Here is a 25205-nt window from a genome sequence, read left to right on the forward strand (position 1 = left end):
GGCGGGGCGATCATGAAGCATCTTTTTCTAGTAATGGCCGGCGGCGCTATCGGCTCCGGCCTGCGCCACCTGTTCGGCCGTGCGGCACTGACCGTGTTCGGCCCCGGATTTCCATGGGGGACGCTGGGCGTCAACCTGATCGGGGGGCTGGCGATGGGACTGCTGGCCGGTGTCCTCGCGCGCGGTGGCGGGGGTGAGGCGACGCGCCTGCTGCTCGGCGTCGGGGTACTGGGCGGCTTTACCACCTTCTCGGCATTCTCGCTCGATACGGTGACGCTGATCGAACGCGGCCAGATGGTCGCGGCGCTCGGCTATGTCGCAGTGTCGATCGCCGGCGCGTTCGCCGCGCTGGCGATCGGCCTTCAACTGACACGGGGCACGGCATGAGCGACAACGACGTCCGCCAGTTCACCGTCGGCCCCGACGACGACGGCATCCGCCTCGACCGCTGGTTCAAACGCCATCTGCCCGACGCCAGCTTCAACGTCGTGTCGCGCTGGGCGCGCACCGGCCAGTTGCGGGTCGATGGCGCGCGGGTCCAGCCCGGCGACCGCCTGGCCGCCGGTCAGACGCTGCGTGTGCCGCCGCCCGAATCGGCGGTGGTCGCGGCCCCCAAGCCAAAGGCCGAACGCGTGCCGCTGTCCCCAGACCAGATCGAACTGGCGCAGGAAATGGTGATCCACCGCGATGCGCAGGCGATCGTGCTGAACAAGCCGCCCGGCCTTGCGACGCAGGGCGGGACCAAGACGCACGACCATGTCGACGGGCTGCTCGACGCGCTGCAATTCGACGGCGAAAGCCGGCCCAAGCTGGTCCACCGGCTCGACAAGGACACGTCGGGCGCGCTGCTGATCGCGCGCACGTCGCGTGCGGCGGCATTCTTCGCGAAGTCCTTTTCGGGGCGTACCGCGAAGAAAGTGTACTGGGCGCTGGTCGTCGGCGTGCCCGACATCACCGACGGCATGGTCGACCTGCCGCTGGCCAAGCAACCGGGCACCGGCGGCGAAAAGATGCATGTGGACGAGGAAGAGGGTCAGCCCGCCCGCTCGCGCTACCGCGTGATCGAACGCGCCGGCAACCGCGCGGCGTGGGTCGAACTGCAACCCTTTACCGGCCGCACGCACCAGTTGCGCGTGCACATGGCGGCGATCGGCCATCCGATCGTCGGCGACGGCAAATATGGCGGACAGGCCGCGTTCCTGACCGGCGGGGTTAGCCGCAAGATGCACCTGCACGCCCGCCGTATCCAGATCGATCATCCCGACGGCGGCAAGATCGACGTCACCGCCGACCTGCCGCCGCATTTCGCCGAAAGCATCAAGCTGATGGGCTTTGACCTGTCGCTGGGCAATGCGATGATCGAGGACGGCCCGCCGCCGGTCACCCGTGCCGACCTGAAGGCCAAGGCGAAGGCGCATGCCAAGTCGGTGCGCAAGGAACGCCGTGGCGAACGGCGGTCGCGCGGGAGCCGCGACTGATGCATCCCGACCCGGCCTTTCGCTGGGACGAGGCGCAGGCGCGGGCATTCGTGGCGGCCGAGGGGTTCGGCGCGCTGTTCGCCACCACGCCCGACGGCCCGCGCGTCGCGCATGTCCCGGTAGTGGCCAGCGCGTACGGGGGTCTGCGCTTTCACATCGCGCGCGCAAATGCGCTGACCGCGCATCTGGTGGGTGCGACCGCGCTGTTCGTCGTGCAAGGGCCGCACGCCTATATCAGCCCGCAATGGTATGCCGACGGGCCGGATCAGGTGCCGACGTGGAATTACGTCGCGGTCGAGGTGGAAGGTATCGTCCACCCGATCGATCGCGCCGCCTTGCGCGAACAGATCGACTCGCTGGCACTGGCCTATGAACCCGAACCGCAATGGTCGGTCGACGCGATGGACCCCATCAAGGCGGAAGCGATGTTCGACGCCATCGTCGGCTTCGAACTGGTGCCCACCGCGTGGCGCGGCACCGCGAAACTGGGCCAGAACAAGTCGCCGGCGATCCGCGAGCGTGTCGCGGCGGCGTTGGGCGATCATCCGCTCCTACGATCCGGCATCGGCGCCACGCCCCCCGCCCCGGCGCAACCGTCGCGGCCGCCGGCATGATCCGGCTTGCCGTGTTCGATTGCGACGGGACGCTGGCCGATGGGCAGGCGAATATCTGTCAGGCGATGGCGCTGGCATTCGCCGACGCCGCCCTGCCCGCGCCCGATCCGCGCGCGGTGCGCCGGATCGTCGGGCTGAGCCTGCCGCAGGCGGTGGCGCGGCTGGTGCCGGACAGCGACCTCGCGCTGCACGATGCGGTCGCGGATGGTTACAAACGTCACTTCCGCGCGATGCGCACCAATGGCGGGCTGGTCGACGAACCGCTGTTTCCCGGTATCGCCGACACGTTGACGGCATTGCTGGATCGCGGCTGGCGGCTCGGCGTCGCCACCGGCAAGTCCGATCGCGGCCTCGCGCTGCTGCTGGCGCATCACGACATCGCCCGTCATTTCGTCACGCTCCAGACCGCCGACCGCCACCCGTCCAAACCGCACCCGGCGATGCTGCATGCGGCGATGGCGGAGGCCGGCGCGGAGGCGCAGGCGACGGTGATGATCGGCGACACCAGTTTCGACATGGTGATGGCGACCGCCGCCGGGGTGCGCGCGATCGGGGTGGCATGGGGCTATCATCCGCCCGCCGAACTAGCCGCCGCCGGGGCCGATGCGCTGTGCGACGATGCCGCCGACCTTCCCGCCCTGCTGGACCTGCCATGACCCCTGACGACACCGTCCGCCTGCGCTGGTTCGCGCTCGTCGCGATCCGCATCGTCACCGCGTTCGGCGCGGTGTTCGGTCTGGTGCTGATGGCACGCGCCACCGCGACGCCGATGCGCGTTCTGGGCGCGGCGATCATCCTGTCCGCTCTCTATGTCATGGCGGTCGTGCCACGATCGCTGGCGCATCGCTGGCGCAGTCGATGAAGCGTTTTTGGACCGATGTCGCGGTGACGGCGGACGGCGGCATCGCGCTGGACGGTCGCCCGGTGCGGACGCCAGGACGCCTGCCGCTGGTCGTTCCGTTCGCGCCGCTGGCCGACGCGATCGCCGACGAATGGCGCGCGGTCGGCGATACGATCGACCCGCGGACGATGCCGCTCACCGGCCTCGCCAATGCCGCGATCGAACGGGTCGCCGCCGATCCCGCCGCTTTCGCCGCCGGACTGGCGGTCTATGGCGGCAGCGATCTGCTCTGCTACCGCGCCGACAGCGACCCGCTGGCAGCGTTGCAGGCGACCCGCTGGGACCCCGTTCTCGACTGGGCACGCACGCGCTACGATACCGACTTCGTCCTGACCTCCGGGGTCATGCCGGTCGAACAGCCGCCGCGTACGCTCGCCCGGCTGCGCGAGGCAGTGATGGCGCTATCGCCTTGGGATTTCGCCCCATTGTCGCCGATCGTCGGTATTACCGGATCACTGATCCTCGGTCTGGCACTGGTCGAACGCGCGATCGATGCCGACACGGCGTGGACGGCGGCGCATGTCGACGAGGACTGGCAGATCGAACAATGGGGCGAGGACGAACTGGCGATCGAGACGCGCCAGGCACGCGAGGCAGACTATCGCGCCGCCATCCGCTTCCTGACCCTTCGATAGAACCGTTAGCCTAAGACAAGCGTGATGCTGTAAGGCTTGACCGCTTATCCTGAGTGCCATCGAGCTTGTCGAAATGGCGTATCGAAGGACCGCCACGACGCTTCGATACTCACCGGATGACTCATGCGCCGTATGGGTCAGGATCGTACGCGGGACGACGCGACTCGATCATCCTTCTGCTTCGCTCAGTCGCTGCCCAGCGCAAACGGCGATTCCTGAACGCATCATGCCATCAACCTGTCGGAAAAACTTACACTGCGCGGACGGCGCCGATACCGTTAACCATCGTCCGGCAGCGAAACCGCCGATCCGGCACATTGGCACATGCCCTGCATCCTGTTACCACGTACTCCGATGCGTTCGCGCTTCAACGGGCGGACCGGTTTCGATCGGTCCGCCCACCCGGCGTTTCCACCGCCGCCACCATGCAAAAGCCCGACGGCGCTGTCGCACCGCCGGGCTTCCGGTTCGTCAGAATAGTGAACGATCAGGCGGCTGCGGGCTTGCCCAGCAACTCGGCCAACTCGCCGCTCTCGTACATTTCCATCATGATGTCCGATCCGCCGACGAACTCGCCGCCGACATAGAGCTGCGGAATGGTCGGCCAGTCCGAATAGGCCTTGATGCCCTGTCGGATGCCTTGATCCTGCAACACGTCGACGCTTTCGAATTCGGTGTTCAGGTGGTTCAGGATCGCCACCGCCCGGCTGGAAAAGCCGCACTGCGGGAACAGCGGGCTGCCCTTCATGAACAGCACCACCGCATTGTTCTTCACCACCGCGTCGATGCGGGCATTGCTATCGTCGGTCATCATATCGTCCTCTTGCCCGGCCATGCCGGTCATCCGTTTCCCGCCACCGGCACTCCGGTGGTCAGTTGCAGTGCGTGGAGCACGCCACCCATCCGGTCGCCCAACGCGGCATAGACCGCGCGTTGCTGCGCGATGCGCGGCTTGCCCCGAAAACTTTCCGACACGACCCGTGCCGCATAATGGTCCCCGTCCCCGGCCAGGTCGGTGATCTCGACCGTCGCATCGGGAATGGCGGCGACGATCAACGCTTCGATTTCGGTTGCGGCCATCGGCATGGGTTACATGCTTTCCAGCAACTGACGACGTGCCTCGACCCCGGCATCCTTCATCGCGACGCGAACCTCCGCTTCGTCGAACGTCACGTTGGCGGCCGTCAGGTCGGACACCAGCTTGCGGATCACGTCCTCGTCGCCATGCTCCTCGAACTCGGCCTGCACGACGGCGGTGGCATAGGAGTCGGTTTCCGCCGGGGTCAGGCGCATGCGCTCCGCCGCCCAGTGGCCCAGCAACTTGTTGCGGCGCGCCACGATGCGGAACGCCATTTCCCCATCGAGCGCGAATTTCGCCTCGAATGCTCGCTCCCGGTCGTCGAACGTCGTCATAGAGTCCCCTTCCTGCTCATCGGCAGAGATAGGCACCCCCGCCTGCCCCTGCAACGGTGCCGCGTCAGCCGCGCGCCGCGTTCAGCCACGGCCGTGCCGCCGCCACGCCCGATTCATACGTCCCGATCGCGGCGTCCTGCGCCAGCGTCATGCCGATTTCGTCCAGCCCTTCCATCAGGCACCGGCGGCGGAACGGGTCCAGTTCGAACGCGAACCGGTCCTGAAACGGCGTGGTGACCGTCATCGTTTCCAGATCGATCGTCACCGGATGATCGCGCGCCACCTCGACCAGCCGGTCGACCGCCGCCTGCGGCAGCACGACGGTGACGATGCCGTTCTTGATCGCGTTGCCCGAAAAGATGTCGGAGAAACTCGGCGCGATCACCGCCTTCACGCCCATGTCGCCCAGCGCCCATGCGGCATGTTCGCGGCTCGACCCGCATCCGAAATTCTCGCCTGCGATCAGCACCGGGCTGCCGGCATAGCGCGGATCGTCGAAGATATTGCCGGGTTCCGCGCGCACGCTTTCGAACGCGCCCTTGCCCAGCCCTTCGCGCGTCGTGGTCTTCAGCCAGTGCGCCGGGATGATGATATCGGTATCGATATTCTTGGCGCCCCAAGGATAGGCGCGTCCTTCGACATGGACGACGGGTTCCATCAGCGCGCCGATGCCGGGAATGCCGGCAGCTTCGCGACGTCGGCGGCCTCGTGTTGCAGGATCACGGTCGCCTTCGCATTGCCCGCCAACGCCTTGAACCGCGCGAGCGACGCCAGCGACTGCGCACGATCGACGTTGAACGGGGGCACGCCGTTGCTGTCGTAATTCTCGCGGAAATGCGCGGTGTCACCCGACAGCAGCACCGGCCCACGACCTTTCAGCCGCACCAGCAACGCATGGTGTCCCGGCGTATGGCCGGGCATGGTCAGCATCGTCACGCTGCCGTCGCCGAACACGTCCTTGTCGCCTTCGACCGGCTCGCTCTTCCCCGCGCCGCCGAACCATGGCCGCAACGGTTCGGTGCTGGTGCCCGGTTTACCGGCCTTCAGCGCGTCGAAATCCCCCTTGCCGATCAGCAGCGTAGCGCCCGGAAAGCCTGTTGCCTGTCCGGTGTGGTCGAAATGATAATGGCTGATGCCGATGCGCCCGATCTTTTCGGGGGCAACGCCGATCTGCGCCAACTGCCGCTTGATCGTCGTGGTCAGCACCGGCGACATCGCATCGGTCTTGCTGACCGGCGCGCCAATCGTCGCTTCGGGCAGTCCGGCATCCCACAGCATGTAATCGCCGCCGTGCCGGATCAGATAGCAGCTCGCGACCAGCCGCTTCGTCCGCCCGGTATAGGCCAGCGTGTCGGAAAAGGCGTTGAGATCGTTGACCTGCACCCCGCCGCAATCCAGCCGCCACAGCTCGACATCCGCCGGGCCGGGGGCCGGGGCGGTCTGCGCCGCGACGGGCGCCGCCAGCGCCAGCGCGGCGATGGCGGCAATCCGCAACGACATCATGCGGCCCGGTCCATCGTCGCGCGTGGCTTCAACGGCTTGACGCTCGACGCATAGGCCGCCGCCACGCCGCTCAGCACCGCACCGGCGATCAGCATCATCAATACCCGTTTCATCGGTCCTGCTCCGTCACCAGTTCGCGCACATCGGCCAGCCGCCCCGTCACCGCCGCCGCCGCCGCCATGGCAGGCGACAGCAGGTGGGTACGCGCACCCGGTCCCTGCCGCCCTACGAAATTGCGGTTGCTGGTGGAAGCACAGCGTTCGCCCGGCGGCACCTTGTCCGGGTTCATGGCGAGGCACATCGAACAGCCCGGTTCGCGCCATTCGAACCCGGCTTCGGTGAAGATGCGGTCCAGCCCTTCGGACTCGGCCTGCAATTTGACCAGCCCCGATCCGGGCACGACCAGCGCCTGCTTGACCCCGCCCGCGATCCGGCGGCCCTTCACCACGGCGGCGGCGGCGCGCAGATCCTCGATCCGGCTGTTGGTGCAGCTGCCGATGAAGATATAGCTCACGGGCACGTCCTGCATCCGCGTGCCGGGGGTCAACCCCATGTAATCGAGCGACTTCTGTGCCGCGACCCGCTTCGACGGATCGGCGAAGCTGTCGGGCGACGGCACCACGCCGGTGATCGACACCACGTCTTCCGGGCTGGTGCCCCATGTCAGCGACGGCGCGATATCGGTCGCGTCCAGCTTCACCACCCGGTCGTACGTCGCCTGCGCATCGGTCGGCAGCGTCCGCCAATAGTCGACCGCCCGCGCCCAGTCGTCGCCCGACGGCGCCATCGGCCGCCCTTTCAGATAGGCGAAGGTCGTGTCGTCGGGCGCGATCAGCCCGGCGCGTGCGCCGCCCTCGATCGACATGTTGCTGACCGTCAGGCGTCCTTCGACCGACAGGCCGCGAATCACCTCGCCGGTATATTCGACGACATATCCGGTGCCGCCCGCCGCGCCGATGCGACCGATGATCGCCAGCACCACGTCCTTGGCCGACACGCCATAGCCAAGCGTTCCGTCGACGCGGATCTCCATCGTCTTCGACTGTTGCAGCAGCAGCGTCTGCGTCGCCAGCACATGCTCGACCTCGCTGGTGCCGATTCCGAACGCCAGCGCGCCCAGGGCACCATGGGCGCTGGTATGGCTGTCGCCGCACACCAGCGTCGTCCCCGGCAGCGTAAAGCCCTGCTCCGGCCCCACGACATGGACGATGCCCTGCTGCGCCGCCGTCGCATCGATATAGCGGATGCCGAAGTCCGGTGCGTTCTTTTCCAGCGCGGCCAGCTGTTGCGCGCTGGCCGGATCGGCGATCGGCAACCGGTTGCCCGCCGCGTCGCGCCGCGCCGTGGTGGGCAGATTATGGTCAGGCACCGCCAGCGTCAGATCGGGGCGACGCACCCCGCGCCCGGCGGCACGCAGCCCGGCGAAAGCCTGCGGACTGGTGACTTCGTGAACCAGATGGCGGTCGATATAGATCAGGCAGGTGCCGTCGTCGCGACGTTCGACGACATGGTCGGCCCAGATTTTCTCGTATAACGTTTGCGGGCGGGTGGTCATCGTCGCGATCTAGCCCTTTCTTGCGCGAAGACAAGCCGCCGAGACACGATCGGTCGCGGCGGACGGGCAGCCGATCAGCGTTGCGCGCCCTCTTTTGCGCCCGCGACGATCGCGTCGATCACGCCGGAATGGGCGCGGGTCGCGGTCGCGCGATCGAACAGCCCCGACCCGTGATTGGCGGTGACGCCGTTGTCCCAATACATCGGGACCATGCCATGTTTCACTGCCGATGCCGTAATATAGCGGTCCCATCGCGTGCGATACGTCCCGGCCGGGTCGTATTCGGTCTTCGCGATCGCCGAATATTCGCCCAGCAGCACCGGCACGCCCTTGTCGACGAACGCGACCTTCATCTTCTGGAACTGCGCGTCGGTATAGGCTTCGTTGGCCCATGCCTGTGTCCGCGCCGGATCGGTCGCGGTAGCGCCCCATTGCCAGATGTCGCTCTTTTCATTCAGCGCGAAGTCGTAGGGGTCGTAATAATGGACCTCCATCATCATCCGGCCCGTCGCCGGATCGCGCGGCATGGTCGCGTTGCACGACACGGCATGGTCGATATTCGTGTTGTACGCCTGCACCACGAGGAACCGGGTGGCGTTGCGGCCCCCGGTCGCACGGACGGTATCGACGAATTTCTGGTTGAACCCGTTCTGGACCGCGCAGTTTTCCGGTGTCGGCGCGCTATAGACGTCGGTCACCATCACTTCGTTGGTGCCCGCGAACAGCAGCGTGTCGTCCTGATCGCGGAACGTCGTCGCGATCTGCGTCCAGAATTTGGCCAGCCGCGCATTGGCCATCGCCTGCGCGGCATAGGTCGGCTGTTGCCAGCCGCCGTCCCAATGCACGTTGATGACGACTTTCAGCCCGGCATTGCGGGCATAGCCGACGACTTCGACGACCCGCGCCATCCATGCCGCACCGATCGTGTCGTCGGCGGCGGCATATTGATTCCATGCGATCGGAATCCGCACGCTCCTGAATCCGGCGGCGGCCACCGCGGTCAGCATCGCCTGCGTCACCCGCGCATTGCCCCATGCCGTCTCCTGCGACGTCGCGGTCGGTTTGGCGGCGCTGCCGATCGCTTCCAGCGAATTGCCCAGATTCCATCCCGGCGCTATCGTCACGGCAAAGGTCATGGCGGTATCGGCGGCGGGCGATGCGGTGGCGGTCGGCGTCGGCGTGGGTGTCGGAACCGGCGTCGGTGCCGGACCGGCGACCGCCCCGCTGCCGCCCGCCCCGCACCCGGTCAGTGCGACCGCCATCACCGCGCGCCACGAACCCGACACCGCTGTCATCTTCCGCATGTCACTCTCCCACGGGATGCCGGGTCGATGCCCGCATCCGTCTGTCTCGCGCCGCTCGATGCAGGAGGACGCGGTACGGCGCAATGCCCGTCGCCGGACACCGCACCGCCAGCGCCGGGTCAGCCCGCCGTTTCGTACCGCGCCGTCGTCTTCGCCGCGACTTCCGCCGCGTCGACGCCGGGTGCACATTCGATCAGCCGGAATGCACTGTCGTGGTCGGGACGTGCGAACACCGCCAGATCGGTGACGATCATGTCGACCACGTTCTTGCCGGTGATCGGCAGCGTGCATTCGGGAATGAACTTCGCGTCGCCGTTCTTGGACACATGCTCCATCACGACGATGATCTTCTTCACCCCCGCGACCAGATCCATCGCCCCGCCCATCCCCTTGATCATCTTGCCGGGGATCATCCAGTTGGCGATGTCGCCGTTCTCCGCGACCTCCATCGCCCCCAATACGGTCAGGTCGATATGCCCGCCGCGGATCATCGCGAAACTGTCGGCGGACGAGAAATAGGCCGATTGCGGCAGCTCGCTGATCGTCTGCTTGCCGGCGTTGATCAGGTCGGGATCGACCTGATCGTCATAGGGGAACGGCCCGATGCCCAGCATCCCGTTTTCCGACTGCAACGTCACCTCGACGCCCGCCGGAATATGGTTCGCCACCAGCGTGGGTATGCCGATGCCCAGATTGACGTAGAAACCGTCCTTCAATTCGCGCGCGGCGCGTGCCGCCATCTCGTCGCGGGTCCATGCCATCGCGATTACTCCTTGCGCGCGCCGGGATCGCTCCAGCGCAGGTCGTTGGGAAACACCTCGTCGAAGCCACCGGCCAGCGCGGTGCCGTAAACGGGGTTCGGCAATACGAACCAGCCATTGCCCCACATCGTCGCGAACGCATCCGAATCGGCGGCGGCGCGGCGTTGGGCGGGGGTCAGGCCAGCATTGAACAGGTCGGTAAAGTCGCCCAGCTGATCGCCGACCAGCGCGACGACGCAATGGCGCGATGCGATGATCGCACGGCGCGCATCCTTCGCCGATCCGCCCGGCGCATCGCCTTTTAGGAACAGCGTGTCGCCATGCACCGCCGGCCCCAACCCCGCCGCTTCCAGCGTCCGCTGGGTATACAGCGCGTTGGTGGACGACCGGTTGCTGTTGAACACGATCTTCACGCCCGCCGCGCGCAGTTCGTTCAGCGCCTCGCGGGCGCCGGGCACCGCCCGGGTGGCGCGTCCGTCCGACTGTTCCCACCGTTCCCAGCGCGCGCTGTCATAGGTCAGGTTGCCGCGCGCGTCGGAATATTCATATCCGGTGTTCAGCAGCGCGGTTTCGTCCACGTCCAGCACCACCGCCGGCTGTCCCGTGCAGGGCAACTGCCCCGGCGACGCCAGCGTCGCGCCGGGCGTCAGCACCGCCTGCAACGGCATCCGCCGCAACGTCGTACGGTCGCGCAGATATTGTTTCGTATAGCGGACCAGCCCGGCATAGGCCTGCCGGCTCGCCGCCGCCGCCTCGCCCGACCCGTACAGATACTGCATCCCCGTCGGCACGCCGCCGACGGTCGCCGGAGCCGCCGTCGGCGCCTGCGTATTGCCGACCGCCACCACGCAACCCGACAGGGCGAAGGCCGCGCCGCCTGCCAGCGCGACGCGGATCAGACCCCGGTTCATGCCCCAATTCATGCTGACGCCCGTTCGCGGACCGTGCGGAACTCGATCTTCTTGTCGTACGGGCTGCCGACGATCATCCGTTTCACATAAATGCCGGGCAGATGGACGTGATCGGGGTCGATGCTGCCCACCGGCACCACTTCCTCGACCTCGGCGACGCAGATGCGGCCCGCCGTCGCCATCGGCTGGTTGAAGTTGCGCGCGGTCTTGCGAAAGATCAGGTTTCCCGCCTCGTCCGCCTTCCACCCCTTGATGATCGACACGTCGGCGCGGATGCCGCGTTCGAGGATATAGTCCTCGCCGTCGAACGACTTCACTTCCTTGCCATCGGCCACCAGCGTGCCGACGCCGGTCTTGGTATAGAAGCCGGGGATGCCCGCGCCGCCTGCGCGGCAGCGTTCGGCCAGCGTACCCTGCGGACAGAATTCGACCTCAAGCTCGCCCGACAGATATTGGCGCTCGAACTCCTTGTTCTCGCCGACATAGCTTGAGATCATCTTCTTCACCTGACGCGACCGCAGCAGCTTGCCCAGCCCCTGCCCGTCGATCCCGGCATTGTTCGACGCGATGGTCAGCCCGCGCACGCCCGACGCCTCGATCGCGTCGATCAGCCGTTCGGGAATGCCGCACAGTCCGAACCCGCCGGCACAGATCGTCATATCGTCGTGCAGCAGCCCCTCCAGCGCGGCGGCGGCATCCGGGTACAGCTTCTTCATCGCATCTCTCCCTGCTCGCACGGCGATTACGCGGGTCGGCGACCCGTGGTCAATCGGCGGTTCGCGCCTCTGGTGTCGTCCGGCGTTGCCGGATAGCGTGGACGCCATGACAGAACCACGTACCGGCGGGCGCATCCTCGTCGACGCCCTTCGCACCCATGGCTGCGACCGTATCTTCCACGTCCCGGGCGAAAGTTTCCTTGCCGTGCTGGATGCGCTGCACGATACGCCCGCGATCGATCTGGTCACCTGCCGGCAGGAAGGCGGCGTCGGTTTCATGGCGTGTGCCGACGGCGTGCTGACCGGCCGCCCCGGCGTGGCGTTCGTGACGCGTGGTCCGGGGGCGACCAACGCGTCGATCGGCGTCCATGTCGCGATGCAGGATTCGATCCCGATGCTGCTGTTCATCGGCGACGTCGATCGCGGCATGCGCGACCGCGAAGGCTTTCAGGAAGTCGATTTCGTCGCGATGTTCACCCCGCTGGCCAAGCTGGCGCTGCGCATCGACGATCCGGCGCGCATCCCCGAATATGTCGCGCGCGCGTGGCGCACGGCCACGTCTGGTCGCCCAGGCCCGGTGGTGATCGCATTGCCCGAAGACATGCTGGTCGAAACCGCCGTTGCGATCGATCGTCCGCCGCTGGCCCCGGTCGAACCGGTGCTGCACCCGGCGGACTTCGCGGACGTGCTCGACCGGCTGCGCACCGCCGAGCGTCCGGTCGCGATCGTCGGCGGTGCCGGCTGGGACAAGGCGGCGGGCGCAGCCTTCTCCGCCTTTGTCACGGCATGGGGCATCCCGGTGGCGGGCGCGTTCCGCCGACAGGACGCGATCGCCAACGATACGCCCGCATGGGCCGGCAATCTCGGCTATGGTCCCTCGCCCGCACTCGTCGCGCGGATCAAGGCGGCGGACGTGCTGCTGGTCGTCGGTCCCCGACTGGGCGAAGCGACCACCGACGGCTATACGCTGGTGACGCCCGATCATCCCGGCCAGACGCTGATCCACGTCCATCCCGACCCGACCGAACTCGATCGCGTCCACCGCGCCGATTTGGCGATCGCGGCACCGCCCCTTGCCTTCGCGGCGATGCTGGCGCGGGCCGAACCGCCCGCCGAACCGCGCGCCGACGCGGCAGAGGCGCATGCCGACTGGCTGCGCTGGTCGACCCCGACACCGCGCGACGTGGCGCTCGATCTCGGCCCCTGCGTCGCGGCGATGCGCGACCGGCTGTCGGGGCACGACGCGATCATCTGCAACGGCGCGGGAAATTTTTCGGGTTGGTGGCATCGCTACTGGCATTACGGCTGGTCGGGTACGCAGCTTGCCCCGACCTGTGGCGCGATGGGCTATGGCCCGCCCGCCGCCGTTGCCGCCGCGCTGCGTTGCTCCGACCGGCTGGCGGTCGCGCTGGCCGGCGATGGCGATTTCCTGATGAACGGACAGGAACTGGCGACCGCCGTCCAGCATGGCGCGAACCTGCTGGTGATCGTCGTGGACAATGGCGGATACGGCACGATCCGTATGCATCAGGAACGCGAATATCCCGCGCGGATCAGCGGTACGGCGCTGACCAATCCCGATTTCGCCGCCCTCGGTCGCGCCTATGGCGCATGGGCCGAAACCGTCGAGACGACGGCGGACTTCGCGCCCGCACTCGGCCGTGCGCTGGGCCGCGACGGGGTCCGCCTGCTGCATCTGCGGACGGATATCGAAATCATTACCAACAGCACGACCATCGGCGCGATCCGGGCGCGCTGACTCCACGCAAAAGGGCCGCTCCGGTTTCCCGAAGCGGCCCTTGTCAGCCACCCGCCCTACACCGGCGGGTCGCGGCGGTCAGATCAGATCTTGTCGCCGAGCGCGCCCTTGACGCTGCCCTTGACGTCCTGACCGGTACCCTTGGCCTGCTGGGCCTCGCCCTCGGCTGCCAGACGCTCGTTATCCGTCGCATCGCCGATCGCTTCCTTGACGTTGCCGGCGATCTTGTTGCCGGCTGCGGCCAGCTTGTCGGTGAACTCACCCATGCCAAATCTCCTGCGTTATGCGGGCGTTGCCACCCGCTGGATTGCAGGGATAGAACCGTTTGCAGCCCACCCGGTTCCAAAAAAATAAACTCAGATCAAACCTGCCAGCGGGCTGGACGGATCGGCATAGCGCCGCCGGCCCATCCGCCCGGCCAGATATCCCATCCGCCCCGCCTCGACCGCCGCCTTCATCGCGGCGGCCATCAAAACGGGGTCCTTCGCCTCGGCGATGGCGGTGTTCATCAGCACGCCGTCGCAGCCCAACTCCATCGCGACGGCGGCGTCCGACGCCTGTCCGACGCCGGCATCGACCAGCACCGGCACGTTCGCACCCTCGACGATCAGCCGGATCGTCACCTGATTCTGGATGCCCAGCCCGGACCCGATCGGCGCGCCCAGCGGCATGATCGCGACCGCACCGGCATTTTCCAGCCGCTTGGCCGCGATCGGATCGTCGACGCAGTACACCATCGGCTTGAAGCCCTCGTTCGCCAGCACCTCGGTCGCGCGCAGCGTCTCGACCATGTCGGGGTACAGCGTCCGCGCCTCGCCCAGCACTTCCAGCTTCACCAGATCCCAGCCGCCCGCCTCGCGCGCCAGCCGCAACGTGCGGATCGCGCTTTCGGCGTCGAAACACCCGGCGGTGTTGGGCAGGTACGTGACCTTCTTCGGATCGATATAGTCGGTCAGCATCGGCGCGTTCGGATCGCTGACGTTCACCCGTCGCACCGCCACGGTCACGATCTCCGCGCCCGATGCGGCGACGGCGGCGGCATTCTGCGCGAAATCCTTGTACTTGCCGGTTCCGACGATCAGCCGCGACGTGAACGTATGCCCCGCGACGGTCCACTGGTCGCCCGCCACCGCCCCGACATGATCGCCCCCGCCGACGAAATGGACGATTTCCAGCTCGTCGCCATCCTCCACCTTCACGTCGGCCAGCGTGGAGCGCGGCACGACTTCCAGATTGCGTTCGACCGCGACCTTTTCGGGCACCAGCCCGATCTGCGCGGCCAGTTCAGCCAGCGTGATTCCGTCGCGGATCCGCTTGTGTTCGCCGTTGACCACGATGCTGATGGTGCCGTCGGTGTGCATGCAATCTCCTGTCGGCGCGCCAGCGTCTCGACTTGGCGTGCCCGGTCCGGGTATGGTGCACCGCATATAGGGGGCCGTGCCGTGCCGCCGCAACTGAAAGCCCGTCCGCTGACCGATACAGTCTTCGTCCTGAACGGCCCGAACCTCAACCTGCTCGGCCTGCGCGAACCCGAAATCTATGGCTCGGCCACGCTCGACGATATCGCGGGCATGCTGGAGGATCGCGCACGCGACCTGAACTTGTCGATCGACATGCGGCAGTCGAATCACGAAGGGCATTTGGTCGACTGGCTGCACGAAGCGCAGGCGGTGGGGGCAAGGGCCGTGCTGCTCAACGCCGGCGGGTTCACCCACACCTCGATCGCGATCCACGACGCGATCAAGGCGGTGAAGACCCCGGTCATCGAAGTCCATCTGTCGAACCCGCATGCGCGGGAGGAATTTCGCCACACCAGCTTCGTGGCACGCGCCGCGCGCGGCACCGTTGCCGGCTTCGGCGCGGTCTCGTATCTGGTCGCGCTTGAAGCGGCCGCGCGCATCTGACAGAGGCGCGGTTTTTTTCGATCGAGTCCGGTTCGATCCGGTCCAACAAGTCTAAGGGGTAGCATGGCAGACGACAACCAGGGCGAAGGGACACCGTTCACCAGCCACGCGATGCGGGTCGACATCGACCTCGTCCGCGCGCTGGCACAGGTGCTCGACGAGACCCAGCTGACCGAGGTCGAGGTCGAGGACGGCGCGCGCAAGGTCCGCGTGGCGCGCAAGGCACCGCCCGCCGCCGCCACCTATGCCCCCGCGCCCGCCTATGCCCCGACAGCGCTCGCGCCGCAGCTTGCCGCGCCCGTCGCCGAAGCCGGTGCGATGGCCCCGGCCGCCGGCGTCCCCCCGGTGACGTCGCCGATGGTCGGCACCGTCTATCTCGCCGCCAATCCCGAAGCCAAACCGTTCATCACGGTGGGACACAAGGTCGCGGCCGGCGATACGCTGGTGATCGTGGAGGCGATGAAGGTCATGAACCCGATCGTCGCGCCCGCCGCCGGCACCGTCACGTCGATCCTGGTATCGAACGGCCAGCCGGTCGAATTCGACCAGCCGCTGGTGGTCGTGGAATAACATGCCCGACATCAAGAAGCTGCTGATCGCCAATCGCGGCGAGATCGCGTTGCGCATCCATCGCGCGTGCCACGAAATGGGGATTCGGACCGTCGCGGTGCATTCCACTGCCGATGCCGATGCGATGCATGTGCGGCTGGCGGACGAGGCGATCTGCATCGGGCCGCCGGCCGCGACCGACAGCTATCTCAACATCCCGAACATCATTTCCGCTGCCGAGATCAGCGGCGCGGACGCGATCCATCCGGGCTATGGCTTCCTGTCGGAAAACGCCAAGTTCGCCGAGATCGTCGAGCTGCACAATCTGATCTTCGTCGGGCCGAAACCCGAACATATCCGCACCATGGGCGACAAGGTGGAGGCCAAGCGCACTGCCGGCCGGCTCGGCCTGCCGCTGGTGCCCGGTTCCGACGGCCCGATCGCCGACGTGGACGAGGCGAAGGCGATCGCGGCGTCGATCGGCTATCCGGTCATCATCAAGGCGGCGTCGGGTGGCGGCGGGCGCGGGATGAAGGTCTGCACCGGCGAAGACAGCCTCGAAACGCTGATGCAACAGGCGGGCAGCGAGGCGAAGGCCGCGTTCGGCGACGCCACCGTCTACATGGAAAAATATCTCGGCAACCCGCGCCACATCGAATTTCAGGTGTTCGGCGACGGCAACGGGAATGCCATCCATCTGGGCGAACGCGACTGTTCGCTGCAACGTCGCCATCAAAAGGTGTTGGAGGAAGCGCCCTCCCCCGTGCTGGGCGCGGCGGATCGCGAACGGATGGGCAGCATCTGTGCGAAGGCGATGGCCGATATGGGCTATCGCGGCGCGGGGACGATCGAGTTCCTGTGGGAAGACGGCGAGTTCTATTTCATCGAAATGAACACGCGGCTTCAGGTCGAACATCCGGTGACCGAGATGATCACCGGCATCGACCTCGTCCGCGAACAGATCCGCGTCGCGGAGGGTCACGGCCTCAGCTGTCCGCAGGACCAGATCCGTTTTCAGGGCCACGCGATCGAATGTCGGATCAATGCCGAAGACCCGCGCACCTTCGCGCCGTCGCCCGGCACGGTGAAGCAGTTCCACGCCCCCGGCGGAATGCACGTCCGCGTCGACAGCGGCCTGTACGCCGGATACCGCGTGCCGCCCTATTACGACAGCATGATCGCCAAGCTGATCGTCTATGGCTCGACCCGCGAACGCTGCCTGATGCGCCTGCGCCGCGCGTTGGAGGAATTCGTGATCGAGGGGATGAAGACCACCATCCCGCTGCATCAGGCGCTGCTCGACGATCCCGAGTTCCAGGCGGGCGACTATACGATCAAATGGCTGGAGGAGTGGCTGGCCAGCAACGACTGACCGGCAACCGGCGGGGCGGTGGAAAGGCGGGTCGTCTTTTCCGCCGCTCCTGCCGGACCAACTCTCTATCCGTCCATGCGGAGTAGCGACCGAGCGGAGCCGAAGGCGCGTATCGAAGCATCGCCAACCGGCCTCCGATCCGTCGTTCCGGCAACGCCACGGGGTGTCCCGGATGAACGGCATGTATCCGGGCATCGGGCTCCGAAAGACACTTGAAGACACACCATGCAGGCCACGATCTACCACAACCCGCGCTGCTCCAAGTCCCGCGCCGCGCTCGCCCTGCTCCGGGCGGCAGACGCCGACGTCACCATCGTCGAATATCTCAAGACCCCGCCCGACCGTACAACGCTCGCAGCGCTGCTCGCACGGGGCGGCCTCGGCCCCCGCGACGTCCTGCGCCGCACCGAACCCGGCGCGGCGGCGCTGACCGGGGCCGACGATGCCGCGATCCTCGATGCGATGCTTGCCGACCCCATCCTGATGGAACGTCCGCTGGTCGCGACCGCACGCGGCGTCGTGCTGGCGCGCCCGCCCGAACGGGTCGCCGACATTCTCTGACGCGTCGATCGAGCGAACCGCTGTCCTACACGCGCCGGATCGATCATGGTCGCCGCCGCTCTTTCTCAGGCCGCATCGGCACTCTGCAAAAATCGGCGACCTGTCGTCACCCCGGACCTGTTCCAAGGTCCACCAGACCGCGAGTGATTCGAAAACAGGCCCGACGGCCAACGATTGTCACGCGGCGGACCCACGGACGTGCTGGCCGCCGGGGCACGCTCGCTGCGAATGCCGATCCCGCCCGGGCTCGACGCTTCCCGACGCTGAACGCGACTCCATCGCGACCCCCGTTCGACCATGCGCCGGAAACCGCCGCGAGTGTGACTTTCGTGACCTTTGGCCGCTACCCGCTGAAATCACGTGTCGAACCGGGCGGATAACGTCCGGCTTGGAACCGTAACGATTGCCTGCCATTGGCGGATGTAATGGCAAAGCACACTCCCCCGCTCGAACCCGGTCGCAATTGCTGGCGGATGGAGCGTGCCACGCGCGCCACCGTGCTGGTCGATGCCGATAATTATTTCACCGCCGCGCGTTCCGCGATGCTGAAAGCGCGCAAACAGATCATGCTGATCGGCTGGGACTTCGACGCGCGCATCCGCTTCAAGACCGATCCCGCGTCCGAAGGGCCGGAAAAGGTGGGCGAATTCATCACGTGGCTGGTGCGCCGCACGCCGGGGTTGCAGGTGCATATCCTGCGCTGGGATACCGGCGCGATCAAGACGCTGTTCCACGGTCGCACGCTGCTGCGCCTCGCCAAATGGATCAAGGACCCGCAGGTCCATCTGCGGCTCGACGGCCATCATCCGATCGCGGGGTCGCATCACCAGAAGGTCGTGGTGATCGACGACGCCGTGGCGTTCTGCGGCGGGATCGACATGACCGTCGATCGCTGGGACACGCGCGAGCATCTGGATGCCGATCCCCGCCGGATCGAACCCGACGGCACCCCGTACCAGCCGTGGCACGACGTCACCACCGCGCTGGAGGGACCGGTCGCCGCCGCGCTCGGTGACATGTGCCGTCACCGCTGGCAGGTGTCCGGCGGCGATGCCCTGCCCGCGCCGACCGATGGCGCGGACTGCTGGCCCGACGGGCTGGACGCCGATTTCAACGACATCAACGTCGCCATCGCGCGCACTATTCCCGAAATGGCCGATCAGGAACCGACGCACGAGATTGAGACGCTGTATCTCGACCTCGTCGCCCGCGCCGAACGGTTCATCTATGCGGAAAGCCAGTATTTCGCGTCGCGCAAGGTGGCGGAAGCGATCGCGAAGCGGCTCGACGAACCTGACGGCCCGGAGATCGTAATCGTCAACCCGACCACGGCGGAGGGCTGGCTGGAACCGATCGCGATGGATTCGGCCCGTGCGCGACTGTTCCAGGCGCTGAAGGAACGCGACCGCCACGACCGGCTGCGGCTCTACCATCCCTTCACCACCGGCGGCACGGCGATCTATGTCCATGCCAAGGTCACGGTGATCGACGACCAGATCCTGCGCGTGGGATCGTCCAACTTCAACAACCGTTCGCTGCGGCTCGACACCGAATGCGACGTGACGATCGACGCCACCCGCCACGCCAATGCCGACGAACGCCGCACCATCGCGGGCATCCGCGATTCGCTGCTCGCCGAGCATCTCGATGTTTCGTGCGAAGTAGTTCAGGCGACGCTGACCCGCACCGGATCGCTGATCGCGACGGTCGAGGAACTGCGCGGCCCCGGCCGCTCGCTGCGCCCGTATGAGATCCCCGATCTGAACGGCGTCACCGAATGGCTGGCCGACAACAAGGTGCTCGACCCCGAAGGTCCGGGCGAGATGTTCGAAGGCTTCGCCGCCCGCACCCCGCTGCTCAAACGACTGGCGAAGCACCGCCCCCACCTCCACCGCGCCGACAATACGCTGTCGCCGGTGGTGACGGCGGTCGCGGTGGGCGGCGCGGTGGCAGGCGGCACGCTGGTCGGCATGATGCTGTGGCGGGCGTGGAAGCAGCGGGGGCAATGAAGTAGGTTGCCTCTCTCTCGGGGGGAACGATGACGACGATATTATGGATCATGGCGGCGATCGCGTGGTTGAGCGTACCGCTTTCCCTGCCTGTCGTACAACGCCGGGTGGGTCCACACCTGCGCCGTGTCTTCGGTGTCTTCGCGTTGGTGGCGGTCATCGCGTTGCTGTTCGACGGCGACCCGTTCGTCACCGGCAGCGTCGCATGGTATGTATGGATGGGCGGCATGTTCGTTCAAAGCGTCGTCATTGCCTGGGCGACTTGGCCGGCGCGCGACGTCACCGCGACCTGACATCTGTGCCACAATCCGGCTGGCACCCGTCGCGCGCGCCCGCTAAAGGCGGCCCCATGACCCAGATCACGCCCGAGATCGTAGCCGAACACGGCCTGTCCCCCGAGGAATATGAGCGCGTCCTGCACGCGATGGGTCGCGAACCGAACCTCACCGAACTCGGCATCTTCTCGGTCATGTGGTCGGAACATTGCAGCTACAAGTCCAGCCGCCTCCACCTCAAGAAACTGCCGACGACCGGTCGGCAGGTGATCTGCGGTCCGGGCGAGAATGCCGGCGTGATCGATATAGGCGACGGACAGGCGGCGATCTTCAAGATGGAGAGCCACAACCATCCGTCGTACATCGAACCTTATCAGGGGGCGGCGACCGGCGTCGGCGGCATCCTGCGCGACGTGTTCACGATGGGTGCGCGGCCGATCGCCAACCTGAACGCGCTGCGCTTCGGCCGGCCCGATCATCCGAAGATGCGCCATCTGATCGCGGGCGTGATCCATGGCATCGGCGGCTACGGCAACTGCGTCGGCGTGCCGACCGTGGGCGGCGAGGTCAATTTCCACCCCGCCTATGACGGCAACATCCTCGTCAACGCGATGACCGTCGGCATCGCCGATACCGACAAGATCTTCTATTCCGCCGCGTCCGGCATCGGCAACCCGATCGTCTATGTCGGGTCGAAGACGGGCCGCGACGGCATCCACGGCGCGACCATGGCGTCGGCCGATTTCGGCGACGATGCCGATGCAAAGCGCCCGACGGTGCAGGTCGGCGATCCATTCACCGAAAAGCTGCTGATCGAAGCGTGCCTCGAACTGATGGCGTCGGACGCGATCGTCGCGATCCAGGACATGGGTGCCGCCGGCCTGACTTCGTCCAGCGTCGAAATGGCGTCGAAGGGCGGCGTCGGCATCGAACTGGTCATGGACGACGTGCCACAGCGCGAAACGGGCATGACCCCGTACGAAATGATGCTGTCGGAAAGCCAGGAGCGGATGCTCATGGTGCTCAAGCCCGGCCGCGAAGACTTCGCTCGCGCGATCTTTGAGAAGTGGGAACTGGACTTCGCCGTGATCGGTCATGTTACCGACACCGGCCGGATGGTGCTGAAATGGCAGGGGGAGACGGTCGCCGACATCCCGCTGGGACCGCTCGCCGACGACGCCCCGCTGTATGATCGGCCGCACGTCCCCACGCCGAAGCCGGCCGAGCTGACCGACGTGCCGGTCTGCACCGATCCCGCCGCCGATCTGCTGGCGCTGATGGGATCGCCCGACATCGCCTCGCGCCGGTGGATCTGGGAACAATATGACCACATGGTCGGCGCGGACACGGTGCAGCGCCCCGGCGGCGACGCGGCGGTGGTGCGGGTCCACGGTACGCGCAAGGCGCTGGCCATGACCACCGATTGCACCCCGCGCTATTGCTTCGCCGACCCGGTCGAAGGCGGGAAACAGGCGATTGCCGAAGCGTACCGCAACCTGACCGCAGTGGGGGCCACGCCGCTGGCAGTGACCAACTGCCTGAACTTTGCCAACCCGCAACGCCCGGAAATCATGGGCCAGATCGTCGGTTGCCTGGACGGGATGAGCGAAGCGTGTCGCGCGCTCGACTTCCCGATCGTGTCGGGCAACGTGTCGCTGTACAATGAATCCAAGGCGACCGGCGGTGGCTCCGCGATCCTGCCGACCCCGGCGATCGGTGGCGTCGGACTGCTGGCCGACTGGGAAAAGTCCGCGACGATCGCGTTCAAGCAGACCGGCGACATCATCCTGCGCGTCGGCGACCGCACCGGGCCGCTCGGCCAGTCGCTTTGGCTGCGCGAACTGCATGGACGCGAGGAAGGCCCGCCGCCGCCGGTCGATCTGGACGGCGAACGGCGCACCGGCGGCTATGTCCGCCGCGCGATCCTGTCGGGACAGGTCACCGCCTGCCACGACGTGTCCGACGGCGGCGTCGCGGTGACGGTGGCGGAGATGGCGCTGGCGGGCAAGGTCGGCGCGATCCTCGACCGCAAGCTGCCGTTCGACGACATCGCCCGCTCGCTGTTCGCCGAGGATCAGGGCGTGTACATCGTCACGGTCCACGACCATGCGCTGCTGGCGTTCCTGCAAGGCGCGGAGAAGGCCGGGGTCGATGCCGAACCGATCGGCCGCACCATTGGCAGCCGGATCATCTTCGAGCTGACCGACGGCGACTTCGCGGTGTCGCTCGACGACCTGCGGCGGGCGCATGAAGGGTTCTTCCCGGCACTGATGGGTGCGGACGCCGCGCTGGCCTGAGTTGCTTTCCTACCGTCCGGCGATCGGGTATCGACAGGCCGGTTGGGGGAAACGACGATGGCGACAGCTTCGACCGGCCGGATCGGCACGCTCGATTTCGTGCGGGGGGTTGCCGTGATGGGCATCCTGCTGCTTAACATCGTTTCGTTCGGCATGCCGATCGCGGCCTATGTCAATCCGCTGGCCTATGGCGGGGCGGACGGGATCGATCTCGCGGTCTATCTGACGAATTTCGTGCTGTTCGACGGCAAGATGCGCGGGCTGTTCTCATTCCTGTTCGGCGCGTCGATGCTGCTGGTGCTCGATCGTGCAGCGGCGGCGGGTCTCGACCCGGTGGCGATCCATACGCGGCGGATGCTGGTCCTGTTCTGCGTCGGCATCGCCCATCTGTTGCTGATCTGGCGCGGCGACATCCTGCATCATTATGCCATCGTCGGCATGATCGCGGTCCTGTTCCGCCGGGCGTCGGTCGCCCGGCTGGTAGGATGGGGCATCGCGCTGATCGTGCTCCAGACGCTGAACATCGGCTCGCTGGTGCTCGTGATCGCCAGCGCGACGCACGATGTGGCAGGCAACGATCCGAAGGCGGCTGCGTCGGGCGCGCAATTCCTCGCCGAAATGGCGCATGGCTTCGGCACCCCTTCGCCCGCCGCCGAACTGGCGCTGTACCGAGGGGGCTATGCGGACGTCGTCGCGGGCCGGTTCGCTACATCCTGGTCCACCCCGATGTGGAGCCTGTTACAGGTCGGGCTGGAAACATTGGGATATATGCTGTTCGGCATGGCGGCCTTCCGTTCGGGGCTGCTGACCGGCGACTGGCTGCGCGTGCGCTATGTCCGATGGCTCGCGATCAGCCTCACGATCGGGCTGACCGGCTATACGCTGCTGGCGATCGACATGGTGCGCCACGGTTTCGCATTGCAGACGATGGTACGCGACTGGCTGATGCTGACCACGCCGCTTCGACCATTCATGGTCGTCGGATGGGCATGCCTGCTCAACCTCACGATGCGGCCCGGCGGATGGCTGACCGGCCGGATCGCCGCGGCGGGGCGGATGGCATTCACCAACTATCTGATGACCAGCATCCTGTGTTCGACGTTCTTCAACGGCTATGGGCTGGGAATGTTCGGGCACCTGTCGCGCGCCGGCCTATATTTCGTGGTCGCGGCGATGTGGGCGTTGATCCTGTTTTGGTCGCGCCCGTGGCTCGAACGATTCCGCTTCGGCCCGTTCGAATGGGCGTGGCGGTCGCTCGCGCGATGGGAATGGCAGCCGATGCGCGTCGAGCCGACCGCTACGACACGATGAAATATTGCGAGTGACACGCAATACGCATTGCGAACGATTTGCACTAGCGCTACACGAGCCATGTCGAAACGAAGGGTCGAACATGGTCGTTTGTGTTTGCAATGCCATACGGGAACGGGACGTGCGACAGGCCGCACGGTGCGGGGCGAACACCACCTGCCAGGCCTATCGCCAGCTTGGATGCCAGGCGAAATGCGGCCAGTGCGTAGCGTTCGCGCGAGCCATTATCGAGGACGAGCGCGCGGCTGCGTAGCGTTCGCAACTGCAACAAACCGCAGTTTTCCGCCATTTTCGGGCTGTCCCAACGCCGATGATCCGCGTACAAGCGCGGTCATCGACTATACAGGGAACGGACACGTGAAGGGCGACGCCAAAGTCATCGAATATCTGAACCAGGCGCTCGAAAACGAGCTGACTGCGGTCAATCAATACTGGCTGCATTACCGCCTGCTCGACCATTGGGGCGTCTACAAGCTGGCGCAGTTCGAACGGCACGAATCGATCGACGAGATGAAGCACGCCGACCGTCTGGCCGAGCGTATCCTGTTCCTCGACGGGCTGCCCAATTTCCAGAAGCTGGGTAGACTGCGAGTCGGTGAGACGGTCGAGGAAGTGCTGAAGTCCGATCTGGCGATCGAGATCGAAGCGGTGGCGCAGCTGCGTGAAGCGGTCGCCTATTGCGAAACCGTACGCGACTTCGTCAGCCGCGACCTGTTCGCTGAAATCCTCATGAACGAGGAAGAGCATGTCGACACGCTGGAAACCCAGTTCGAGATGATCGAACGGATGGGCATCCACAACTACATCCAGCTCAACTCGAAGTCGCAATACGACATCGTGGAGGGATGAAGACCGCCGCGTCCGCTGCCCCTAATTGGGGGTAGCGGACGTAGCAGCATCTACTCACCCGATCGTCAGCCCAGCGCGCGCCGCCCGAACCCGGCCGGCCGCCGCGTCACCAGCGGGTTGGCCTCGCGATCGAGGATCGCCAGCGTCGCGTCGAATACCGGGCGCAGCCGGGCGACATGCTCGATCGCCTCGGTCGGGACGTCGTGGCGTTCGATACAGTCGCGCGCGATCGCTTCGATCCCCTCCGCGATATCGGACAGCGGCTCCGCACCGAACTGGCGCGCTTCGCCTTTCAGCGTATGCGCGGGCAGTACCATCGCCGCCGCATTCTGGTCGCGCATCGCCCGTTCGATCCCGGCTACCGACTTGATGCCGTCTTCGCGGAAATAGCCGAGGATGCGGACGAAATTCGCACCCAGTTCGGCGCGCGCACGCGAAAGCGCCAGCGGATCAATCAGTTGGTCGTCGGTCGCCATGTTCGCCTCCCCGGCCCCCGCGCGAGGGTCCGTACCGCACCGATAGCGCGAA

General features: G+C 66.5%; 30 protein-coding genes. 17 read left to right on the forward strand and 13 right to left on the reverse strand.

All coding sequences use genetic code 11. The features are described from left to right. The first annotated feature begins 12 nt into the window (after window positions 1-12). From crcB to IFT55_RS04620, 6 genes are read left to right on the forward strand one after another with little or no spacing between them, the layout of a single operon-like run. Window positions 13-387 carry a fluoride efflux transporter CrcB gene (gene crcB / locus IFT55_RS04595; protein ID WP_192089429.1) on the forward strand — a complete coding sequence of 125 codons (375 nt, stop codon included), beginning with the start codon at window positions 13-15 and terminating at the stop codon, window positions 385-387. Then, window positions 384-1478: an RluA family pseudouridine synthase gene (locus IFT55_RS04600; protein ID WP_192089430.1), complete on the forward strand. Its 1095-nt coding sequence runs from the start codon at window positions 384-386 to the stop codon at window positions 1476-1478. The genes crcB and IFT55_RS04600 overlap by 4 nt, the downstream gene beginning before the upstream one ends. After that, window positions 1478-2092, forward strand: a complete 615-nt coding sequence (locus IFT55_RS04605) for an FMN-binding negative transcriptional regulator (protein ID WP_192089431.1) — start codon at window positions 1478-1480, stop codon at window positions 2090-2092. The genes IFT55_RS04600 and IFT55_RS04605 overlap by 1 nt, the downstream gene beginning before the upstream one ends. Further along, window positions 2089-2748, forward strand: a complete 660-nt coding sequence (locus IFT55_RS04610) for an HAD-IA family hydrolase (RefSeq protein WP_192089433.1) — start codon at window positions 2089-2091, stop codon at window positions 2746-2748. Before IFT55_RS04605 ends, IFT55_RS04610 begins: the two co-directional genes overlap by 4 nt. Further along, window positions 2745-2954, forward strand: coding sequence for a hypothetical protein (locus tag IFT55_RS04615; RefSeq protein WP_192089435.1), 210 nt, complete (start codon window positions 2745-2747; stop codon window positions 2952-2954). The genes IFT55_RS04610 and IFT55_RS04615 overlap by 4 nt, the downstream gene beginning before the upstream one ends. Beyond that, on the forward strand, window positions 2951-3628 hold the full coding sequence (locus tag IFT55_RS04620; protein WP_192089437.1) for an ATP12 family chaperone protein: 678 nt from the start codon (window positions 2951-2953) through the stop codon (window positions 3626-3628). Before IFT55_RS04615 ends, IFT55_RS04620 begins: the two co-directional genes overlap by 4 nt. 487 nt (window positions 3629-4115) lie before the next feature. Here IFT55_RS04620 and grxD read toward each other — a convergent pair whose 3' ends face one another. The 10 genes from grxD to IFT55_RS04670 all read right to left on the reverse strand — a co-directional run bounded on the left by grxD (window position 4116) and on the right by IFT55_RS04670 (window position 11791). Then, window positions 4116-4439, reverse strand: coding sequence for a Grx4 family monothiol glutaredoxin (grxD, locus tag IFT55_RS04625; RefSeq protein ID WP_192089439.1), 324 nt, complete (start codon window positions 4437-4439; stop codon window positions 4116-4118). 29 nt (window positions 4440-4468) lie between these two features. Then, window positions 4469-4714, reverse strand: coding sequence for a BolA/IbaG family iron-sulfur metabolism protein (locus IFT55_RS04630; protein WP_192089440.1), 246 nt, complete (start codon window positions 4712-4714; stop codon window positions 4469-4471). A gap of 3 nt (window positions 4715-4717) precedes the next feature. Then, window positions 4718-5041, reverse strand: coding sequence for a DUF1476 domain-containing protein (locus IFT55_RS04635; RefSeq protein WP_192089441.1), 324 nt, complete (start codon window positions 5039-5041; stop codon window positions 4718-4720). A 64-nt stretch (window positions 5042-5105) separates the two neighbouring features. Continuing rightward, the gene (gene leuD / locus IFT55_RS04640; RefSeq protein WP_192089442.1) at window positions 5106-5699 is read right to left on the reverse strand and encodes a 3-isopropylmalate dehydratase small subunit; all 594 of its coding nucleotides are present in this window, start codon (window positions 5697-5699) and stop codon (window positions 5106-5108) included. Then, window positions 5699-6541 carry an N-acyl homoserine lactonase family protein gene (locus IFT55_RS04645; RefSeq protein ID WP_446740704.1) on the reverse strand — a complete coding sequence of 281 codons (843 nt, stop codon included), beginning with the start codon at window positions 6539-6541 and terminating at the stop codon, window positions 5699-5701. The genes leuD and IFT55_RS04645 overlap by 1 nt, the downstream gene beginning before the upstream one ends. A 112-nt stretch (window positions 6542-6653) precedes the next feature. Further along, window positions 6654-8099 (reverse strand): 3-isopropylmalate dehydratase large subunit, encoded by a 1446-nt coding sequence (leuC, locus tag IFT55_RS04650; RefSeq protein ID WP_192089444.1) that lies wholly within the window; start codon window positions 8097-8099, stop codon window positions 6654-6656. Window positions 8100-8173: 74 nt separating this feature from the next. After that, on the reverse strand, window positions 8174-9403 hold the full coding sequence (locus tag IFT55_RS04655; RefSeq protein ID WP_197976280.1) for a glycoside hydrolase family 5 protein: 1230 nt from the start codon (window positions 9401-9403) through the stop codon (window positions 8174-8176). Between the two features lie 119 nt (window positions 9404-9522). Further along, a complete protein-coding gene (locus tag IFT55_RS04660) occupies window positions 9523-10164 on the reverse strand; it encodes a 3-oxoacid CoA-transferase subunit B (protein ID WP_192089446.1) in 642 nt (213 codons plus the stop codon). Window positions 10165-10169: 5 nt separating this feature from the next. Then, window positions 10170-11075 carry a 5'-nucleotidase, lipoprotein e(P4) family gene (locus IFT55_RS04665; protein ID WP_192089448.1) on the reverse strand — a complete coding sequence of 302 codons (906 nt, stop codon included), beginning with the start codon at window positions 11073-11075 and terminating at the stop codon, window positions 10170-10172. An 8-nt stretch (window positions 11076-11083) separates the two neighbouring features. Beyond that, window positions 11084-11791: a CoA transferase subunit A gene (locus IFT55_RS04670; protein WP_192089450.1), complete on the reverse strand. Its 708-nt coding sequence runs from the start codon at window positions 11789-11791 to the stop codon at window positions 11084-11086. Window positions 11792-11897: 106 nt separating this feature from the next. On the opposite strand from IFT55_RS04670, the gene IFT55_RS04675 reads away from it, so the two are divergent. Continuing rightward, on the forward strand, window positions 11898-13550 hold the full coding sequence (locus tag IFT55_RS04675) for a thiamine pyrophosphate-binding protein (protein ID WP_192089452.1): 1653 nt from the start codon (window positions 11898-11900) through the stop codon (window positions 13548-13550). Between the two features lie 83 nt (window positions 13551-13633). Here the strand turns inward: IFT55_RS04675 and IFT55_RS04680 are convergent, their stop codons facing one another. Together IFT55_RS04680 and thiS are read right to left on the reverse strand one after the other, a co-directional pair. Continuing rightward, window positions 13634-13816, reverse strand: a complete 183-nt coding sequence (locus tag IFT55_RS04680) for a CsbD family protein (protein WP_192089454.1) — start codon at window positions 13814-13816, stop codon at window positions 13634-13636. Between the two features lie 90 nt (window positions 13817-13906). After that, complete coding sequence (thiS, locus tag IFT55_RS04685) at window positions 13907-14911, reverse strand: sulfur carrier protein ThiS (protein ID WP_192089456.1); 1005 nt, start codon at window positions 14909-14911, stop codon at window positions 13907-13909. A 108-nt stretch (window positions 14912-15019) separates the two neighbouring features. On the opposite strand from thiS, the gene aroQ reads away from it, so the two are divergent. The 10 genes from aroQ (at window position 15020) to bfr (ending at window position 24677) form a co-directional block, all read left to right on the forward strand. Beyond that, window positions 15020-15454: a type II 3-dehydroquinate dehydratase gene (aroQ, locus tag IFT55_RS04690; RefSeq protein WP_192089739.1), complete on the forward strand. Its 435-nt coding sequence runs from the start codon at window positions 15020-15022 to the stop codon at window positions 15452-15454. Between the two features lie 63 nt (window positions 15455-15517). Then, on the forward strand, window positions 15518-16024 hold the full coding sequence (gene accB, locus IFT55_RS04695; RefSeq protein ID WP_192089458.1) for an acetyl-CoA carboxylase biotin carboxyl carrier protein: 507 nt from the start codon (window positions 15518-15520) through the stop codon (window positions 16022-16024). A 1-nt stretch (window position 16025) separates the two neighbouring features. After that, window positions 16026-17375 carry an acetyl-CoA carboxylase biotin carboxylase subunit gene (gene accC / locus IFT55_RS04700; protein ID WP_192089460.1) on the forward strand — a complete coding sequence of 450 codons (1350 nt, stop codon included), beginning with the start codon at window positions 16026-16028 and terminating at the stop codon, window positions 17373-17375. Window positions 17376-17600: 225 nt separating this feature from the next. After that, entirely contained in the window at window positions 17601-17936 is a 336-nt protein-coding gene (arsC, locus tag IFT55_RS04705) for an arsenate reductase (glutaredoxin) (RefSeq protein WP_192089462.1), read from the forward strand. A 425-nt stretch (window positions 17937-18361) separates the two neighbouring features. After that, the gene (locus IFT55_RS04710; RefSeq protein WP_192089464.1) at window positions 18362-19945 is read left to right on the forward strand and encodes a phospholipase D-like domain-containing protein; all 1584 of its coding nucleotides are present in this window, start codon (window positions 18362-18364) and stop codon (window positions 19943-19945) included. Between the two features lie 29 nt (window positions 19946-19974). Beyond that, window positions 19975-20238, forward strand: a complete 264-nt coding sequence (locus IFT55_RS04715) for a hypothetical protein (protein WP_192089466.1) — start codon at window positions 19975-19977, stop codon at window positions 20236-20238. A gap of 56 nt (window positions 20239-20294) precedes the next feature. Continuing rightward, window positions 20295-22517 (forward strand): phosphoribosylformylglycinamidine synthase subunit PurL, encoded by a 2223-nt coding sequence (purL, locus tag IFT55_RS04720; RefSeq protein WP_192089468.1) that lies wholly within the window; start codon window positions 20295-20297, stop codon window positions 22515-22517. 57 nt (window positions 22518-22574) lie between these two features. After that, on the forward strand, window positions 22575-23828 hold the full coding sequence (locus IFT55_RS04725) for a DUF418 domain-containing protein (RefSeq protein ID WP_192089470.1): 1254 nt from the start codon (window positions 22575-22577) through the stop codon (window positions 23826-23828). Between the two features lie 82 nt (window positions 23829-23910). Next, entirely contained in the window at window positions 23911-24081 is a 171-nt protein-coding gene (locus tag IFT55_RS17350; RefSeq protein ID WP_249403557.1) for a (2Fe-2S)-binding protein, read from the forward strand. A gap of 104 nt (window positions 24082-24185) precedes the next feature. Beyond that, window positions 24186-24677 carry a bacterioferritin gene (gene bfr / locus IFT55_RS04730; RefSeq protein WP_192089472.1) on the forward strand — a complete coding sequence of 164 codons (492 nt, stop codon included), beginning with the start codon at window positions 24186-24188 and terminating at the stop codon, window positions 24675-24677. Window positions 24678-24742: 65 nt separating this feature from the next. Here bfr and IFT55_RS04735 read toward each other — a convergent pair whose 3' ends face one another. Continuing rightward, the gene (locus IFT55_RS04735; RefSeq protein WP_192089475.1) at window positions 24743-25153 is read right to left on the reverse strand and encodes an Hpt domain-containing protein; all 411 of its coding nucleotides are present in this window, start codon (window positions 25151-25153) and stop codon (window positions 24743-24745) included. Window positions 25154-25205 lie beyond the last annotated feature (52 nt).

Source organism: Sphingomonas sp. CFBP 13720 (genome assembly GCF_014842075.1).
In the GTDB taxonomy this organism is placed as follows: domain Bacteria; phylum Pseudomonadota; class Alphaproteobacteria; order Sphingomonadales; family Sphingomonadaceae; genus Sphingomonas.